Below are 17,564 nucleotides of genomic sequence, written 5' to 3'. Positions count from 1 at the left end.
AACAGTGATTTAAGCTTAAATCTGTTAATCTCATAATAATTTTAAATGGTTTAGACAAATGCACCGTTCAATAACAATAACAACTAAGTTAAGTTTTATTTCAGCCTTACTCGTCATAATTTCTGTATGTTTTTCTACTGCAATTGCTGCAACTGTTAGCACTAGCGACGATTTAACAAACAATCAACCCAGTAATGTCCACGAACCATTATTCAATGAACAAAAATACCCTTCCGCATTCGAATGTAAAACCTGTCATGAACTGCAGTTTCGTCAGTGGTCGTTATCACCCCATTCTTACGCACAATTAAGTCCAGCTTTTACTGCTCAACATATTGCTACTATTAAAGAAACCAATGGAACTGCTGGCGCATTTTGTGCTAGGTGTCATGATCCGGTTGGTTCGGCGTTAAGCATTCCTGTCAACCGATCGAATATGGATAGAGAGCAACATACTCGTGAAGGGGTTACTTGCATTGTCTGTCATCGCCAAAACAAACGTTATGGTAAAGGTGGGCAATTAGTTGTACAACAAGGTGATATTTTTTCACCTGTTTTCGGCCCTAGCGGCAATGAAGTTCAAAAAGAAACGCTTGAAGATTCGCGCTTTTTACTGACCACAACACCAGACAAAAAAGGACGTGCAATACATAACGATATTGGTGAATTTTTTACCCAAAGAGATCCTGCGTTTTGTGGGATTTGTCATTCTGTGAGATTACCTACCGGCTTACATACCGAAGAAACATACGATGAATATAAAACATCACAATCGGCAAAAGACGGGGTCAGTTGTACTGATTGTCATAATGGTAAGGTACCAGGGGAAAATAAAGGCTTTGATAAAGGACCTGCTGCGGTTATTGGTGAACATGAAACCAAACACCGCCGCATATCTAATCATTATATGGGCGGCCCAGATTTCTCTGTTCTCCATCCCGGTATTTTTCCACATAATCCAGATGCAGTGAAGCTTGCAAACTACCGGCAGTGGCTAGCTTTTGATTATAAAGCAGGTTGGGGCACAGATGAGTTTGAAGATAATGTGGAAGACGAGTATGAATTTCCAGAATTTTGGGCTGATGTTGATTTACGTTATGAAGCCAGTACCATCTTAGAGGAACAATTTAATTCACTTAGTTGGGCTTTAAAACAGCGTGATGCCATTATGAAAGCAGGTTATGGCGTTGAAGATCTTATCATCGAGGAAGCCTCTTTAGCGCAAGGCTTGCAATTTAAATTGAAGCTGAAAAACCTAATTGATGGACATAATGTACCTACTGGGTTTATTCATGAGCGCATGGTGTTTTTTGAAGTTATCGTGAAAGATCCACAAGGCAATGTAGTATTTTTATCTGGTGATCGCGACCCCAATGGTGACTTACGCGATTTATTCTCAAATTATGTAAGAAATGGAGAGCTAACTCATGATAAACAACTGTTTAACTTACAAAGTAAATTTATCATAAAAAATTCAATTGCAGGTGAACGCCAGCAGGTGCACTTCATTCCTGTATCGGCAATGCCAACCCCGTTTGTTAGACCACCAATTAACCCGACCAACATCACTAGTCATCCCAATGTGCAACGTATAGATAAACATAGTATTGAGCCGGGTGGTCATCGATGGGCAAATTATGATATAGACCCAAGTGATTTGACTATAGGTGGCGGTTACGATGTACAAATCAGGTTGATATCACAACCTATGCCAGGCTACTTTCTTAAGGGCATTGCTGATTTAGCAGGTTTAGATTACAACCTAAGTTTGCGTGAATTAGTAGACAGAATTGTTGATACTAGCATTGTTTTGTGGGAAACCAATAAAACCATAACGGTGCAAAATTTGGAGAATAATCGTGACTAACAAATTATTTTTTCCGATTTTCATCGCCTTACTGTCCAATGTTGTCTGTACCAATGCGCTCGGCGAAACTAACGCGGCACAAGTGTCTGAAAAAGCGCCGTCTGAAAAAATAAACGCTCAAGCTGAGCGCAGTATTTCTCGTTACTCAGATAAAAAATTAGCATTAGAACAAAATATTCCTAAAAGACCAGCCCCAATTCTTGAGCTTTGGCAGGGTTATCATACCGATGGTCCACTTGCCAACGAGCTAGAATTACCCACCGGCATGGTAATTTCACCTAATCTAATTTTTTATGGCAATTTTAGAACAGGTCTACAAATGCGTAAGCAGGGTAGTGAAAATAGTGTCTCAGAATGGGCAAACATGCTTGATGTATATTTTGATTTTCGACTGACAGGTACAGAGCGATTTTCTTTAGGAATTTTTCCATTGCATCAAGGTGCTGAATTTACCAAGTATAGCTTTCAGCCAGAACAAGAATTTGATAATCATATAAACAAGGAAATGGTCACGCTTTTCTTTGAAGGGGAATTAAGTGAAATGTTTCCAGTACTCGATATGGCTGGAAATAAAGCGCTCGATTATGCTATTGCTGTAGGCAAGCAACCTATCTTGGTTCAAGATGGTTTTTTAGTTACTGATATTATGGATTCTATTGCAATTACCCGTAATACTATTCCTTTGCCGGGTACCTCATACGCAAGATATTCTTTGTTGTATGGCTGGGGTTCTATCCATAGAAGTAATAACCAAGAAGATAAAGAAGCTGAGCTATTTGGTTTGCTCACTTCGTTTGATTACGCGCATACCACGTTTAATATTGATTTGATTTATTTAGACAGTATTGAAGAATATGGTGGTGATCAATTTAATGTCGGTATTAGTGCTGTTGGTTCAACTATACTGTTTGATCACCATATTGATACCACATTGCGTATTGTGCATTCAGATGCTGATCAGGAAACCATGTGGGCATCATCAGGTACTTTATTGTTTTCAAATTTTTCATGGGCACCAAAAAAGACTGACAATATTGCTTACCTAAGTGCTTTTGTTGGTATGGATAACTATGCGCCTATCTCTCGTACAGCAGGTACGGGTGGGCCACTAGCTCGTGGTGGTTTGTTGTTTGCTGGCAACAGATTAGCCTCATTTGGCCCCGCAATTAGTAACCAAGCGGATGATATGTATGGTGCAGCTCTTGGCTACCAAATGTTTTTTGATGGTCATTCAAGAAGTTTAGTTATGGAAGTGGCAGCGAAAGAGGAGCATGGTGGAGACAAAAGCAATACCTCGATTGGACTAGCAGCTAGGCTCAGCCAAAGTGTTGGTCAAGGCTCTTTCGTTTCTGTGGATGTCTATGTGGTTGATCAACAAATCATTGGGAATGTGCTCGGATTACGTAGCGAATTCTCGATTATGTTCTAACCTTATGATAACTATGTATTTGCTTGCTAGTGTAGGAGGCGTTTTTTTTTCGTTTGGTCTCTTTCTTGCCATAAAAGAAATGTGGTTGTTTCATCGCGTTAAAACCCTCAATAGTGAGCAAAAAAAAGCTAACATTACCCAATTATTATACAAGGTTGGTTTAGCCCGAGGGATACTCATTGATAAGTATGCCATCACGAAAACGGGCTCACGCTGGGATGGGTTTAAAAGCTTTACAGTAATTGGCAAAGTCAAAGAGTCTGACGGAGTCTATTCTTTTTTATTGCAACCAAATGACCAACAGATACTTGCCAGTTTTTTCCCAGGACAACATGTTATGGTGCAAGCTGATATAGAAGGCCAATGTCAGACCATATCGAGAGCTTATTCGCTGTCTGATTCACCTGAAAAATTAGAACATTATCGTATTACGGTAAAAAAGCAGTTAGCGCCGAGCCGAAAACCTGATGTACCATCAGGCATAATGTCAACTTATCTTGTTGATCAAGTTGAAGTTGGACAACAATTAAAGCTAAGCGCACCATCAGGACACTTTTGTTTGAATGTCAATCAACATCACCCCTTGGTGCTGATTGCCGGCGGTATTGGGATTACCCCATTTATTAGTATGATTAATGCGGTGATCAATGCGAATAGTGAGCGGACTATATGGTTGTTTTATAGTACACAAACGCCTCACACTAGAGTCATGTTTGAACACCTTCAACACAGCTGTAAACGCTATAAAAACTTACATGTGGTTATGTGTTACAGCGCGGCAACGTCAAAGTGGCTTGATGAAAACGAACAACAACCAACAGATTCACGACTGAGTAGCCATTCTGGCCGCATCACCCTTGCATTATTGAAACAATATTTGCCTTCTAATGAAGGAGAGTTTTTTGTTTGCGGCACCAAACAAATGATGGCGCAAATGCAAGAAAACTTACTGCTTTGGCAGGTCAACCAAGAAAACATACATTTTGAAGTGGTTCATTTAACTGCAGGAACGCTACGCAAGACGATACAAACGAGTGTAACCACCGAGAATTCAATCATTTGCTGTGCACGTTCTGGTAAAAGCTTGAAATGGCATGACAGTGATGAAGGTACTTCAATACTGAGTTTGGCTGAATTCAACGGTATATTTATTCGCAACTCATGCCGGTCAGGTGAATGTGGCATGTGTCGGACAAAAATAAAGAGTGGTGAAGTTTTGCACCTTGTAGCAAATGAAGAAACCATGAAAGTGAAAGGAACATGTCTGCCTTGTGTGGCTGTACCTAACAGTCAAGAAGTAACACTTGATATCTAGAGGATGAAGTATTTATGAGTGCAAAATTTTTATGTCGTTTATTACTACTAGGGCTTTTACCCTTGTTATTGGCGGCTAAAAGTGATGGTAAGGTTATGGACCCTAATCAGATATTGGGGGTTGAGAATTGTGCCGAATGCCATGAGAAAGAAAACGAGGTCTGGGCAAAAACCAAACATGCTACCGGCCTTAAAGAAATTAGCAGGCATAAAAAATCTAAAGCACTAAAAAAACTGTTAGGCACAAAACGAGTGACGCGCGAAGAAAATTGCGTACGTTGCCATTTCACTAATGCCTATATAAGCAAAAAAAGAACCTTACCAGGTGCTAAGCCAGCAAAAGCGAGATTAAAAACGATTGAAGCAGTGTCGTGTGAGTCTTGTCATGGTGAAGCAAAAGAATGGGGGCCTGTCCATGGTGATTATGGTGGGAAAAAAATCACTAAAAAAATGGAAACAGACGAGCATCGTCAGCAACGCCTAGAAAAAATGAAAGCGTTCGATATTGTTGGTCGCAATCATTTGTATGCCATGACCAAGCGTTGTTTATCTTGTCATATTACCGATGATGAAAAAATTGTTAACTCCAAGCAACACCCTTTTGTCAGTAAAGATTTCGATATGGTGGCTTGGTCACAAGGCGATATGCGTCATAATTTATGGTTCAGTGATGGTAAAGAAAATGTGTTGGCATCACTCGAAAAACAGCGGATTTATTATATCCTGAGTAAAACAGTGTCGTTAGAAATATATTTAAGCGCGTTAGCTAACAGTGCGGAAAAAGGCTTATACACAGATCTGCTGATGCAACATATTGCGAAAGTAAAACAAGCATTAAGCAATATAGTCAATAAGGGGGGGCCGATAGAAATAAAAGCAATAGACCAAATAACGATAGAAGGTGTCAACGCTTCATACTTATTGCGTTCTGCTGATGCTGTGGCTAAGCTTAGTAAGCATATTGAGATGAAATATGACGGTAAAAACCTCGCCGCCATTGACGATTTGCTACCCAAGGCAAAAAACTATAAGCGTATAGAAAAGTGAATATATTGACACGATTACGCGCACTGTATCCTTATGCGATCTCTATGATAATATTTACGCTATTGGTAAATGTCGATCAGACTTTTAAGGTAGCATTAAAGCATGCGGGTCTCTATTCAGGCATTTTTCTTACCTTATGCGTGTTTATCTGTTTTTATTGGGATCGCTTTGCTAAAAGTAACCGAGTAATCCATACCCAAATAGGGCTACTTTCGATAGCTCTTTTTTTGCTTCATACAGACTTTAACTGGCCTGATGGTAAGCTTGAGTTATTCCTTACGCTGATGTTTGTTTTATTAGCGGTTAGTGGCATTTTTGGGGCTTTTATAGCGACCACGTTAACTAAACGTTTGAGCCACTTACCCGCATCGCAAGTGTGTGATGATATTGTGAAGCAAAGAGAAATTATACGAAAACAGTCAGAAGCAGTGTTGTTAAAAGCAATAAAGTCGACCCACTCTGAGCTAATCGAACAACTCTATATTGACCACTTACATGATTACTTTTGGACGAGAACAAATTCGTCAGCTCATCTCTTTGGGGTTTCACAAATCCATTTATATCCATTTACTTTTATTGAAATGGCGCTCAATAAAGCAACAACAGCAGAGCAAACATTTATTGTGCAACTTGCTGAACTGGCACAACGCAAGTTTAATTTAGATAAACAATATACTTTAGCGCAGGCGAATGATTTTTGGCGGTTGTTTCATCAGAAAATAGCCTGGTGTTTAATTATTTTAGTTTTAGTTCATAGCTTGTTGGCCATTTCTTTTACAGGGTTAGCGTTGTAGATTATGCAAGAAACAAAACTCAAAAACCTTACCAGTAAGGTGCTAGAACCGTCATTTAACGCTAAAAGGTGTTATTTAGCGGTAATACTCTTAACCTTAGGTGTGGCAGTACTCATGATGTCTGGCATTGTTGGTGATGAAGCTATCTCACCTGGAAAAGTTTCAAGTGCGCATTCAACCGTACAAAGTTGCGGTCAATGCCATGCGAGTATGGAAAATGGTTTTGAAAGTATGGTCTCTACGCTTATTGATAGCGACACGCCGATTCGAAATAGCCAGCTGTGTATTAAGTGTCATGCGTTTGGTGATTCTGCATTTGATCCCCATGGACTTTCGCCGAAAATATTGAATAACTTAGCAACTATGAATAACTTAGCAACTAAAAAAGCAGCACATAATAAAGACACAGTAGCAAGCACACAAGCGCCATTAACAATACACGCTGCAAACTATATGAATGCATATAAAAAAGACAAACAGCTGCCATGCACCGCTTGTCATAAAGAGCATAAAGAGGAGAGCACAGCTCAAGCGGTCAAAATAGCAGGAGATGAATTTTGCCAATCTTGTCACAATGCGCCGTTTGAGACGTTTGTACAAGGGCATCCTGAATTCTCCCATTACCCCTATCAAAAAACGCCTAACTTTAAATTCAGTCATGGTGAACACTTTGTAAAACATTTCACCGATGATAAGTATCAAAAAAATGCGAAGCAAAGCTGTAATGATTGCCATATTATGCGACAAAATGAAAACGTAAAGCTGGCAAGTTTTGACGCCACCTGTGTCGATTGTCACAGCAAACGAATCCAGGGAGGTAATGGCGATAAAAACAGTGTGGCATTTATTGCACTGCCTGGGCTTGATATTGAAACCTTGCTTGATGCGAATATTGACATTGGTTATTGGCCTGAATACGCTGAAGCAGAGCTCACCCCCTTTATGCATTTGCTGTTATTGTCAGATCCCCGTTATCAACAAATAAGTGATCAGCTTAGCGATGTTGATCTATTAGATTTATCAGACGAAGACGATACAGTGATAGCAGTCGTTGCTGAATTAGCATGGTCTGTTAAACGCCTACTCCATAATTTAGCCTTTAAAGAAGGTGTTCTAGGTATGGCTACACAATTTGAACAAGTGTTCAATCGCTCCTTGTCTGTTCAAGAAAGAGCCAATTTAAGCGCTATGTTATCGGCTGACTCATTAAAAATATCCTTACAAGCTTGGTTGCCCAATATAGTAAATGAAATAGAGGAATATAATTTAGGCAATATCGCCCAAACCACGGTAGAGCAACAAATTCAACTCCTGCAAGATGACAATGACATGCCACGAATAGAAGGTTGGTATAGAAGCGAATATACCCTGTATTACAAACTAACCGGACATAATGATAGTTTTGTTAAAGCGTGGTTAGATTTTACTGTTAATCATCCGATGGGCATGTCGTTAGCCGTAGAAAAAGTGCTTTATGCGTTATCAGATAAAAAATCGCCTGGGGGATGTTTAAAATGTCATAGCATTAGCCGAGATCAAAACAATAAACGAAAGATCCAATGGACTGCAAACATTGGTGATTTTGACAATGTGTTAACTCAGTTTAATCATCAACCTCATTTTAAACTTATGGGCGACCAAGAGTGTGCTGTTTGCCATCAAGTAGAAAAGAAAGAAGACAAGGTAAACTTTAAACCACTAGCTAAAGCCGTATGCGGTGATTGTCATAACAGCACCAATGTGTCACAAAGTTGCACTACTTGCCATAAATATCATGGCAGTGAGGCCGTTCATAACATCAAAGCTAAACTCTAGCATTTTTATCAACTGTATTTACAGAAAAGTTAAAATACAGTTGTTAATCTCGAAAACTATGCGCTTTACCGAGCATGTATTGTATAAACAAACCACTATAGTAGAGAATGTCTTAGATAATTATCATTAGTTAATAGAGAATGACATGACATTTAAAAAATCTTTACTCGTACTAGCAGTCACATCAGCGTTAATTGCAGGTTGTGCGAAGCAATCAATTTCAACCGACGTAAGTAAAAATCAACAAACATTACAAGCTGAGCAAATCAAATTGGCTTCAGCTCAGGCAAACCAATTGTTTGATACTATGTTTATGGCAGGGGTTGATCGTAACCCGGTAAGACAAACCTATTTAGGCATAAAAAAAGATTACGACAAATGGTATGATTATTCGCAAGCAAACCTCGATAAAGAATTAGCAATAGCTAAAACCAATTTAGCGCAACTTCAGCGTATTAACAAAAACACCTTAGATACTCAAACACAATTAAGCCTACGTCTATTAATTCAGCGTCTTGAAAACAGCATTGCTGATGATAAATGGCGTTTTCATAATTACCCTGTTAACCAAATGCGTGGAGTTCACTCTCAAGTACCAGCATTTTTAATCAACCAGCACTCTATTAGCAATGTAAAAGAAGCACGGGATTATATCTCACGGGTTAAGGGCGCAGAAAAATTGATGGTTCAATTAATTGAACAACTTAAATTACGTGAAGCAAAGGGTATTATCGCACCAAAATTTGTCTTCGAACATGTGATTCGTGATTCGAAAAATATCTTAGTTGGAGCACCGTTTGAGCAAGGTGCTGACAGTACCTTGTTGTCTGACTTCACTAAAAAGGCCAATAAATTAGCGATCACATCATCAGAAAAAACCACCTTAATACAAGAGGTTAGCAAGGCACTGGTTAACCATCTAAAACCGGGTTATCAGTCGCTTATCAGCTATTTAAATCAGCTTGAACAGCAAGCTGACACCCGAGACGGTGTATGGAAATTACCTAATGGCGATGCTTTTTATACCAATGCACTAAAACGCACAACGACTACTGAGCTAACGGCTGATCAAATTCATAGCCTAGGGTTAAACGAAGTTGCACGTATTCATAATGAAATGCGTGACATCATGGAAAAAGTAAATTTTAACGGCGATTTAAAGGCTTTTTTAACCTTTATGCGCACTGATAAACAGTTTTACTATAGTGATACCGCCCAAGGAAAGCAGCGCTACCTTGATGAAGCTGTTGCTTTAATTACCGATATGGAAGGGCGACTAGATACATTATTTTTAACCAAACCTAAGGCTGCGCTAAAAGTAAAAGCAGTAGAGTCGTTCCGCGAAAAATCTGCGGGTAAGGCATTTTACCAAGCCCCAGCACCTGATGGCTCTCGACCAGGGGTTTATTATGCAAATTTGTACGACATGGAGGCTATGCCTACCTATCAAATGGCTGCGTTAGCCTATCATGAGGGCATTCCAGGCCACCATATGCAAATAGCGATCAAGCAAGAGTTAACTGATATGCCCATGTTCCGCAAATTTGGTGGTTATACCGCACATACCGAAGGTTGGGGGCTTTATTCTGAATTCATTCCAAAAGAAATTGGTTTATATCAAGACCCATATTCAGATTTTGGTCGTCTAGCTATGGAGTTGTGGCGCGCTTGTCGCTTAGTTGTAGATACAGGCATTCACAGTAAACAATGGACGCGCGAACAAGGGATAGCTTATTATGCCGACAATACCCCCAATGCAATTTCAGATGCGGTAAAAATGGTTGAACGCCATATTGTTATGCCATCACAAGCAACGGCTTATAAAATTGGTATGAATAAAATAATTGAGCTGCGTGAGCATGCACGAAGTGAGTTAGGCGCTACGTTTGATATTCGCGAATTTCATGATGTGGTGCTAAAAAATGGTCCTGTGCCTTTGAACGTTTTAGCGCAATTGGTTGATGAATACATTATGAGTAAACAAAGCTAATACCATCACTAACGATAAAACCCAAGTTGTAACATGTAATGCCTGTCAGTCTTTCACTAACAGGCATTTTTTATTTAAGCAGAACAGTCAAATTATACCGTTGGCTTTATGACGACTGAGGGACTCATGATATAGTCAATCAAAATGCTATTTATCCTTTACCTTTGGTGAAAAAAACCTCAAAATGGTTTGGTAACTATTATTAACTCTACGCTTATGGTAACGATATGAATTTAAAGGAAGTAAACAGCGTTTTATTTGTTTGTATGGGTAATATTTGCCGGTCACCTAGTGCTGAAGCTGTGTTTAGACACAAAGCTAAAGCCCAGGGCATATCATTGAACATAGATTCTGCTGGTACAGTGGGCGCACATGTTAGAGAAAAGCCTGATCATCGCGCCCAAAAAATGGGGGCAGAGCGGGGCTACACCTTTAATGGTATTAAAGCGCGTAAAGTCACAGTACAAGATTTTGAAGACTTTGATCTTATTTTAGCGATGGATAATGCTAATCTTGAAGATCTACAAAACCTTGCCCCTGACCATCTTCAAGGAAAAATTATGTTGTTTTTAGATTTTGCTAAAAATCATGAAGAAACAGAAGTGCCAGATCCCTATTATGGCGGTGCCAACGGCTTTCGTTATGTTTTGGATTTAGTAGAAGATGCCAGCGATGGATTATTAGCACAAATGCGATAATGTGCACCAACTTTTAGCTCTTATCGTCTTAAAGCTAAGGCATAGCGAGTAAATATTGCTAGTAATACTATATATGGTATGACGAGACTGAGAAAAAGATAACATAGTCTGTGCTATCTTTTTTCTTTAATAGCTTCACATTATTTAACGTGATTGTCAGCAGCATGAAAGTCAAAGACGCTGTTTCACTGCCTCAGCCAATATCACTAACATTTCCTCACTGACGTCTAAATCAACACAGGCATCGGTAATACTCTGACCATATACAAGGGGAGTATCAGCTTTAACTGCTTGATTACCTGCTTCAATGAAGCTTTCGATCATCACGCCAAAAATGCTTTGTTCACCTTGTGTTATTTGCTGTGCAAGCGAGCGGGCAACATCGACTTGTTTGTTATGATCCTTGTAACTATTGCCATGACTACAATCAACCATAATACAAGGTTTAAGGGCTGCTTGGTTGAGCTGTTCACAAGTATGTTTAATATCATCGTGATGATAGTTAGGCACTTTACCACCGCGTAAAATTACATGGGCAAATGGGTTACCATGTGTGCGGTAAATACACATTTGACCACTTTTATCAGGAGAATATAATACATGTGGAACGCTTGACGCTTTAATAGCGTCAAGCGCTATTTTTACATTACCATCAGTACCATTTTTAAAACCTACTGGGCAAGAAAGGGCCGATGCTAATTCTCGGTGCACCTGACTTTCTGTTGTTCTTGCACCGATAGCGCCCCAACTGATTAAATCAGAAATATACTGACCGGTAACCATATCTAAAAATTCGGTACCAGCAGGTAATCCCATTTCATTAATATCAACCAATAATTGACGCGCTAAATTCAAGCCTTTAGCCACTTTAAATGATTTATCTAAATCAGGGTCGCTAATTAAACCTTTCCAGCCTACAGTAGTACGCGGTTTTTCAAAATAAACGCGCATTACAATAAGTAATTCATTGGCGTATTTATCTCGTAGTTTTTTAAGTCGTTTTGCGTAATCAATTGCAGCACTGGTATCATGAATAGAGCAGGGGCCTATAATCACTAATAGGCGTTTATCATCACCCTTGATTATCGCTTCAATTTCTCGGCGGCTGTGCATGATAAAGTCAGCGGTATTTTGGCTTAATGGGATTTGCTCTGCTAATTGCGCAGGCGACACTAAGTTTTCTATCAAACTTGTGCGTAATTCATCGGTTTTAATGGTCATGGAATTTGTATGCTTTTAAACGGTGCGAGCATCAATAGCTATTATCAGCGCACATTATATAATTTATGGGCGCTAACATAGCTAAATTTATGGCGAATGTGAACTATTTTAACGATATAAATAATGTCAACTTGTTATGTTTTAGCGTGATTAGTACTTATATCTTTGCAGTCCGGTTTCACTTAATATTTTTGCAGTAATTTCTTCCACTGAAAATTTAGTGGTATTGATGAAAGGAATTCGCTCTTTTTTGTAAAGTTTTTCTACTTCACGTACCTCCATGCGACATTGACGAGCCGAGGCGTATTTAGAATTTGACATTCTGCCTTCACGAATATCCATTAACCTTTGTGCATCAATGGTTAAACCAAATAGCTTCTTCTTATGCGGTTTTAAAAAAGCCGGAATTTGAAGTTCGTCCATATCATCATCAGTAAAGGGGTAATTAGCCGCTTTAATGCCATATTGTAAAGCTAGGTATAGTGAACTAGGCGTTTTTCCTGAACGTGATACACCAACCAATATTACATCGGCGTCTTCATAGTTGGTCACATTAGAGCCGTCATCATTATTAAGGGCATAATTTACCGCATCAATTCGATAATCATAACTGTTTTCATGAATGCTATGTGTTCGATGCGCAGTTGGCTTGGCTTTCATGTTCAATTGATTTTCTAAAGGGGCAATAAAGTGCTCTAGAAAGTTATAAATAACGCCGTCACAACTATCAATTATTTCCCGAATGTCGTTGTTAACAAAGGTATGAAAGACCAATGCAGGCTCATTAGAGCGAGCACATACTTTATTGATTTTTTCTTTTGCTTCATGTGCTTTTTCAATTGTTTCGACAAATGAAATAGTTTCATGCTCAAATTCAGTTGGAAATAGTGACAGTAAAGCATGGCCAAACACTTCAGAAGTAATCGCGGTACCATCAGAAATATAAAACGCAGTGCGCATGTAAAATCCTTATATTGTTGTTATACCCATGTTATACCAAACAAAATGAAAACGTATAAGTTTTATTTCATTTTCACTTTTAGTTTCAATAGTTGGCAGTGTAGAATGTACTAAATAAGCTTATTTTATTTCTAACTCTTTTTGGAGAAATGTTGTGCAAGAAAACGTACTTTGGTATGAAAACTTGGGAATGGGTGATGTTGACCGTGTAGGCGGAAAAAATGCATCTCTTGGAGAAATGATTTCAAATTTAGCAAATGTTGGAGTGCAAGTGCCAACGGGCTTTGCAACGACATCTTTTGCCTTTAATGAATTTTTAGAGCAAAGTGGCATCAATGAAAAAATCTATCAATTACTTGATACCTTAGATGTTGATGATGTTAATGCGTTAGCTAAATGTGGCAACACTATTCGTCAATGGATCATAGACACCCCATTTTTACCTCAAATGCAACAGGACATTGAACAGGCTTATAACAAATTAGCCGGCGATTTTACCGATGACGCATCATTTGCGGTTCGTTCATCCGCAACGGCTGAAGATATGCCAGATGCATCGTTTGCTGGACAACAAGAAACCTTTCTCAATGTTAGAGGGTTAGATGCTGTGATGGTTGCCATCAAGCATGTTTTTGCATCCTTATTTAATGACCGTGCGATTTCTTACCGAGTACATCAAGGCTATGACCATCGTGGCGTCGCTTTATCTGCGGGTATTCAACGTATGGTTCGTAGTGACATTTCAGCATCAGGTGTTATGTTCTCAATCGATACTGAATCAGGCTTTGAAGATGTTGTATTTATCACTTCAAGCTTTGGTTTAGGTGAAATGGTGGTGCAAGGCGCAGTCAATCCCGATGAGTTTTATGTACATAAACCGACTTTAGCTAAAAATAAACCTGCTGTTGTACGTCGTAATATTGGTAGTAAAGCGATTAAAATGGTGTATAGCGATGTTCCTGTAGAAAACCAAGAGCATGGTAAACAAGTTGAAATTGTTGATATTGACCCGCAAGATGCTAATCGTTTTTCGTTAACTGATGACGAAGTGCAAGATTTGGCTAAACAAGCGGTTATTATTGAAAAGCATTACGGTCGACCAATGGATATTGAATGGGCCAAAGATGGTTTAGACAATAAACTTTACATAGTACAAGCGCGTCCAGAGACGGTTAAAAGCCGTGAAAGCTCAAATGTAATGGAACAATTTCAATTACAAACGTCAGCAGCGGTGATCTGTGAAGGACGCTCTATTGGTCATAAAATAGGTAGCGGTGAAGCCAAAGTTTTATCGTCACTTGAAGAAATGGACAAAATACTTCCCGGTGATGTATTAGTCACTGATATGACCGACCCTGATTGGGAGCCTATCATGAAGCGCGCTTCCGCTATTGTCACTAACCGAGGTGGCAGAACCTGTCATGCCGCAATTATTGCCCGTGAAATGGGAATTCCTGCGGTTGTTGGTTGTGGTAATGCAACCAAGCTTATCGCTACCGGTGATAAAGTAACAGTTTCTTGTGCTGAAGGAGATACCGGCTTTATTTATCAAGGCAAACTAGATTATACAGTTACCACCTCTGAAATTGACGCCATGCCACAACTGCCGATTAAAATTATGATGAATGTTGGTAATCCAGACAGAGCCTTTGCTTTTGCTAAATTACCACATTCAGGTATAGGGTTAGCTCGCTTAGAATTTATTATCAATAAAATGATCGGTATTCACCCTAAAGCATTAATTAATTTCGATAGTCAGTCAGCAGATTTACAGGAAGAAATAAACGATATTATTGCTGGATATCAAAGTCCGGTTGAGTTTTATATTGCCAAACTTACCGAAGGTATTTCAACCCTGGCTGCTGCTTATTCACCAGAGAAAGTGATTGTGCGGATGTCTGATTTCAAATCAAACGAATACGCGAACTTGGTAGGCGGAGAAGAATTTGAGCCCGATGAAGAAAACCCTATGATTGGTTATCGCGGTGCGGCTCGCTATATTTCTAAAGATTTCCGTGACTGTTTCGCCCTTGAGTGTGAAGCGATAAAACGTGTTCGTAATGACATGGGGCTAACCAATGTTGAAGTGATGATCCCGTTTGTAAGAACATTAGAAGAAGCCTCAGCTGTTATCGATATTTTAGCAGAGCATGGTTTAAAGCGTGGTGAAAATGGCCTACGAATTATCATGATGTGTGAATTGCCATCAAATGCCTTACTTGCTGATCAATTCCTCGATTATTTTGATGGTTTTTCCATTGGCTCTAATGACTTAACTCAGCTTACGCTTGGTTTAGATAGAGACTCTGGCTTAATTGCCCATTTATTTGACGAGCGTAACCCTGCAATAAAAGCGTTATTGTCTATGGCCATATCTGCGTGTAAAAAACGAGGTAAGTATGTAGGTATTTGTGGTCAAGGACCTTCAGATCATGAAGATTTTGCTGCTTGGCTAGTAGAGCAAGGCATCGACAGTGTGTCGTTAAACCCTGATACCGTATTGCCAACTTGGTTGTACCTTGCAGAGTCGTTAACGGCTAAGTAATGGTAAAATAAACGGATAAAAAGGCAACATTGTTAACCGCAATGTTGCCTTTTTTTATACCATTAATTTGAATTGTGCGAGTAGGGTTTTATTGTCACTCTAACCCATCAATCACCCCGTTTGCGAGCAATTTCATCTTACTTGCAGCAGGTTTTTTGGGTAACCCCGGCATACGCATAATATTGCCAGTTAGCACCACTAAAAACCCAGCACCGGCATTAATTTGAATAGCACTTACCGTGACTTCAAAATCTCTCGGCCTACCGTGCAGCGTTGGATCATCAGACAAAGAGCTGGGCGCTTTAGCAATACAAATGGGTAAGTGGGTTAAGCCTAATTTTTCTACATGTTTAAGGTCTTTTTCTGCTTGCTTTGAAAAAGCGACATCGGTTGCACCATACATCGCCCGGCTAACCTTTCTTACTTTATCAACGACTGAATCATTAAGTTGATATAGAGGAGTAAAAGGCTTATTTTTCTCTACTGATGCCATTACTGCTTTAGCTAAGTCAATTGCGCCTTTACCGCCATCTGCATGATGAGTACTTTCTGCAAATGATACTCCATGCTCATCACAACGGGCTTTTACTAGCGCAATTTCAATATCGGTATCACTAGCAAAACGATTTAATGCCACAACAGGGTGTTTATTGAATAATTTTACACTTTCTATGTGCTTATCTAAATTCTCTAAGCCTTTGGCTACCGCACTTAAATCTTCTGCTGTTAAGTCGTTTTTATCTTTACCTCCGTGCATTTTTAATGCTCTTATTGTGGTCACAAGCACCACAGCGTCAGGGTCTAATTGTGCGATTCTACATTTGATATCAAAAAATTTTTCTGCGCCTAAATCAAAACCAAAACCTGCTTCGGTGATCGCCCAATCTGCGTGATGCATTGCCATACGTGTGGCTATAACACTATTACAACCATGGGCAATATTAGCAAAGGGGCCACCATGAACAAATGCCGGTGTACCTTCAAAACTTTGTACCAAATTAGGCTGCATTGCATCCCGAAGTAACGCCATCATAGCGCCGGCAATCTCAAGCTCTTTAACATACACAGGTTTTGCATCATAAGTGTAGCCAACTAAGGTTCGCTCAAGTCGTATTTTTAAGTCTTGGTTATTATTGGCTAAACACAATATCGCCATAATTTCAGAAGCAGCGGTAATATCAAAGCCACCTTCACGGGGAATGCCTTGCATTTTTCCGCCCAAACCAAGCACTATCTTTCGTAAGCTACGGTCATTCATATCCATCACCCTGCGCCAAGTAATTTGTCTAGGGTCAATGTTTAATAAATTTCCTTGATAAATGTGGTTATCAATTGTGGCTGAGAGTAAATTATTCGCACTCGTTATGGCATGAAAATCACCAGTAAAATGCAAATTAATTTTATCACTGGGCATTATTTGGCTGTAACCGCCACCAGTTGCACCGCCTTTCATGCCTAAACAAGGGCCAAGTGATGGCTCGCGTAATGCCATGCAAACTGATTCATTAAGTTGAGTAAATGCTTGTCCCAAACCAATGGTAGTCGTGGTTTTACCTTCGCCAGATGGTGTTGGTGTGGTGGCAGAAACTAAAATTAATTGGCCTTTTTTCGTGCTTGGCGTCGTTAATGCGTCGAGCGAGATTTTTGCTATATCTCGGCCATAAGGCAAAACGTGTTCTGCTTTTATATTCAATGCATCGCTAACAGCATTGATAGCTTTAGGGGTAAATTGTTGAGCAATTTCTATATCAGAAGCCATGAAAATCCTTATTTAGTCGTTTTTATTGTTTTTATGAAGCTAAATTTAGCAATTAAATAGTAATTTGCAACTAATGCTTAAGGTGAGTTTGATGGTGATTGCTGAATTTGATCAAATAATCTTTC

12 protein-coding genes are annotated in these 17,564 nt (G+C 39.3%); 9 read left to right on the top strand and 3 right to left on the bottom strand.

Annotated features, from left to right (window positions below):
* Positions 1-58: 58 nt before the first annotated feature.
* The 8 genes from ABXG98_RS15850 (at position 59) to ABXG98_RS15815 (ending at position 10,954) form a co-directional block, all read left to right on the top strand.
* Complete coding sequence (locus ABXG98_RS15850; protein WP_353539663.1) at positions 59-1,867, top strand: multiheme c-type cytochrome; 1,809 nt, start codon at positions 59-61, stop codon at positions 1,865-1,867.
* Entirely contained in the window at positions 1,860-3,296 is a 1,437-nt protein-coding gene (locus ABXG98_RS15845; RefSeq protein WP_353539662.1) for a hypothetical protein, read from the top strand. Before ABXG98_RS15850 ends, ABXG98_RS15845 begins: the two co-directional genes overlap by 8 nt.
* 4 nt (positions 3,297-3,300) lie before the next feature.
* Positions 3,301-4,611, top strand: coding sequence for a 2Fe-2S iron-sulfur cluster-binding protein (locus ABXG98_RS15840; protein ID WP_353539661.1), 1,311 nt, complete (start codon positions 3,301-3,303; stop codon positions 4,609-4,611).
* A gap of 14 nt (positions 4,612-4,625) precedes the next feature.
* On the top strand, positions 4,626-5,657 hold the full coding sequence (locus ABXG98_RS15835; RefSeq protein ID WP_353539660.1) for a multiheme c-type cytochrome: 1,032 nt from the start codon (positions 4,626-4,628) through the stop codon (positions 5,655-5,657).
* A 44-nt stretch (positions 5,658-5,701) separates the two neighbouring features.
* A complete protein-coding gene (locus tag ABXG98_RS15830; protein WP_353539659.1) occupies positions 5,702-6,451 on the top strand; it encodes a hypothetical protein in 750 nt (249 codons plus the stop codon).
* 3 nt (positions 6,452-6,454) lie between these two features.
* Complete coding sequence (locus tag ABXG98_RS15825; RefSeq protein ID WP_353539658.1) at positions 6,455-8,266, top strand: cytochrome c3 family protein; 1,812 nt, start codon at positions 6,455-6,457, stop codon at positions 8,264-8,266.
* Positions 8,267-8,411: 145 nt separating this feature from the next.
* Positions 8,412-10,256: a DUF885 domain-containing protein gene (locus ABXG98_RS15820; RefSeq protein ID WP_353539657.1), complete on the top strand. Its 1,845-nt coding sequence runs from the start codon at positions 8,412-8,414 to the stop codon at positions 10,254-10,256.
* Positions 10,257-10,483: 227 nt separating this feature from the next.
* On the top strand, positions 10,484-10,954 hold the full coding sequence (locus tag ABXG98_RS15815) for a low molecular weight protein-tyrosine-phosphatase (protein WP_353539656.1): 471 nt from the start codon (positions 10,484-10,486) through the stop codon (positions 10,952-10,954).
* Positions 10,955-11,125: 171 nt separating this feature from the next.
* Here ABXG98_RS15815 and ABXG98_RS15810 read toward each other — a convergent pair whose 3' ends face one another.
* Together ABXG98_RS15810 and ppsR are read right to left on the bottom strand one after the other, a co-directional pair.
* Positions 11,126-12,175, bottom strand: coding sequence for a 3-deoxy-7-phosphoheptulonate synthase (locus tag ABXG98_RS15810; protein WP_353539655.1), 1,050 nt, complete (start codon positions 12,173-12,175; stop codon positions 11,126-11,128).
* A 150-nt stretch (positions 12,176-12,325) separates the two neighbouring features.
* Positions 12,326-13,135, bottom strand: coding sequence for a posphoenolpyruvate synthetase regulatory kinase/phosphorylase PpsR (gene ppsR / locus ABXG98_RS15805; RefSeq protein ID WP_353539654.1), 810 nt, complete (start codon positions 13,133-13,135; stop codon positions 12,326-12,328).
* Positions 13,136-13,289: 154 nt separating this feature from the next.
* On the opposite strand from ppsR, the gene ppsA reads away from it, so the two are divergent.
* Positions 13,290-15,680, top strand: coding sequence for a phosphoenolpyruvate synthase (gene ppsA, locus ABXG98_RS15800; RefSeq protein WP_353539653.1), 2,391 nt, complete (start codon positions 13,290-13,292; stop codon positions 15,678-15,680).
* Between the two features lie 94 nt (positions 15,681-15,774).
* On the opposite strand, the gene ABXG98_RS15795 is transcribed toward ppsA, so the two are convergent.
* The gene (locus tag ABXG98_RS15795) at positions 15,775-17,439 is read right to left on the bottom strand and encodes a formate--tetrahydrofolate ligase (protein ID WP_353539652.1); all 1,665 of its coding nucleotides are present in this window, start codon (positions 17,437-17,439) and stop codon (positions 15,775-15,777) included.
* Between the last annotated feature and the right edge of the window lie 125 nt (positions 17,440-17,564).

The organism is Colwellia sp. KU-HH00111 (assembly GCF_040362745.1).
Classification (GTDB): domain Bacteria; phylum Pseudomonadota; class Gammaproteobacteria; order Enterobacterales; family Alteromonadaceae; genus Colwellia.
Note: the sequence above shows the minus strand (reverse complement) of the source record. Positions and strands in the feature narration are given on the sequence as shown.

Coding starts and splice junctions, on each gene's coding strand:
- ABXG98_RS15850 (WP_353539663.1), top strand. CDS start 59: ATGCACCGTTCAATAACAATAACAACTAAGTTAAGTTTTATTTCAGCC.
- ABXG98_RS15840 (WP_353539661.1), top strand. CDS start 3,301: ATGATAACTATGTATTTGCTTGCTAGTGTAGGAGGCGTTTTTTTTTCG.
- ABXG98_RS15835 (WP_353539660.1), top strand. CDS start 4,626: ATGAGTGCAAAATTTTTATGTCGTTTATTACTACTAGGGCTTTTACCC.
- ABXG98_RS15830 (WP_353539659.1), top strand. CDS start 5,702: ATGATAATATTTACGCTATTGGTAAATGTCGATCAGACTTTTAAGGTA.
- ABXG98_RS15825 (WP_353539658.1), top strand. CDS start 6,455: ATGCAAGAAACAAAACTCAAAAACCTTACCAGTAAGGTGCTAGAACCG.
- ABXG98_RS15820 (WP_353539657.1), top strand. CDS start 8,412: ATGACATTTAAAAAATCTTTACTCGTACTAGCAGTCACATCAGCGTTA.
- ABXG98_RS15815 (WP_353539656.1), top strand. CDS start 10,484: ATGAATTTAAAGGAAGTAAACAGCGTTTTATTTGTTTGTATGGGTAAT.
- ABXG98_RS15810 (WP_353539655.1), bottom strand. CDS start 12,175: ATGACCATTAAAACCGATGAATTACGCACAAGTTTGATAGAAAACTTA.
- ppsR (WP_353539654.1), bottom strand. CDS start 13,135: ATGCGCACTGCGTTTTATATTTCTGATGGTACCGCGATTACTTCTGAA.
- ABXG98_RS15795 (WP_353539652.1), bottom strand. CDS start 17,439: ATGGCTTCTGATATAGAAATTGCTCAACAATTTACCCCTAAAGCTATC.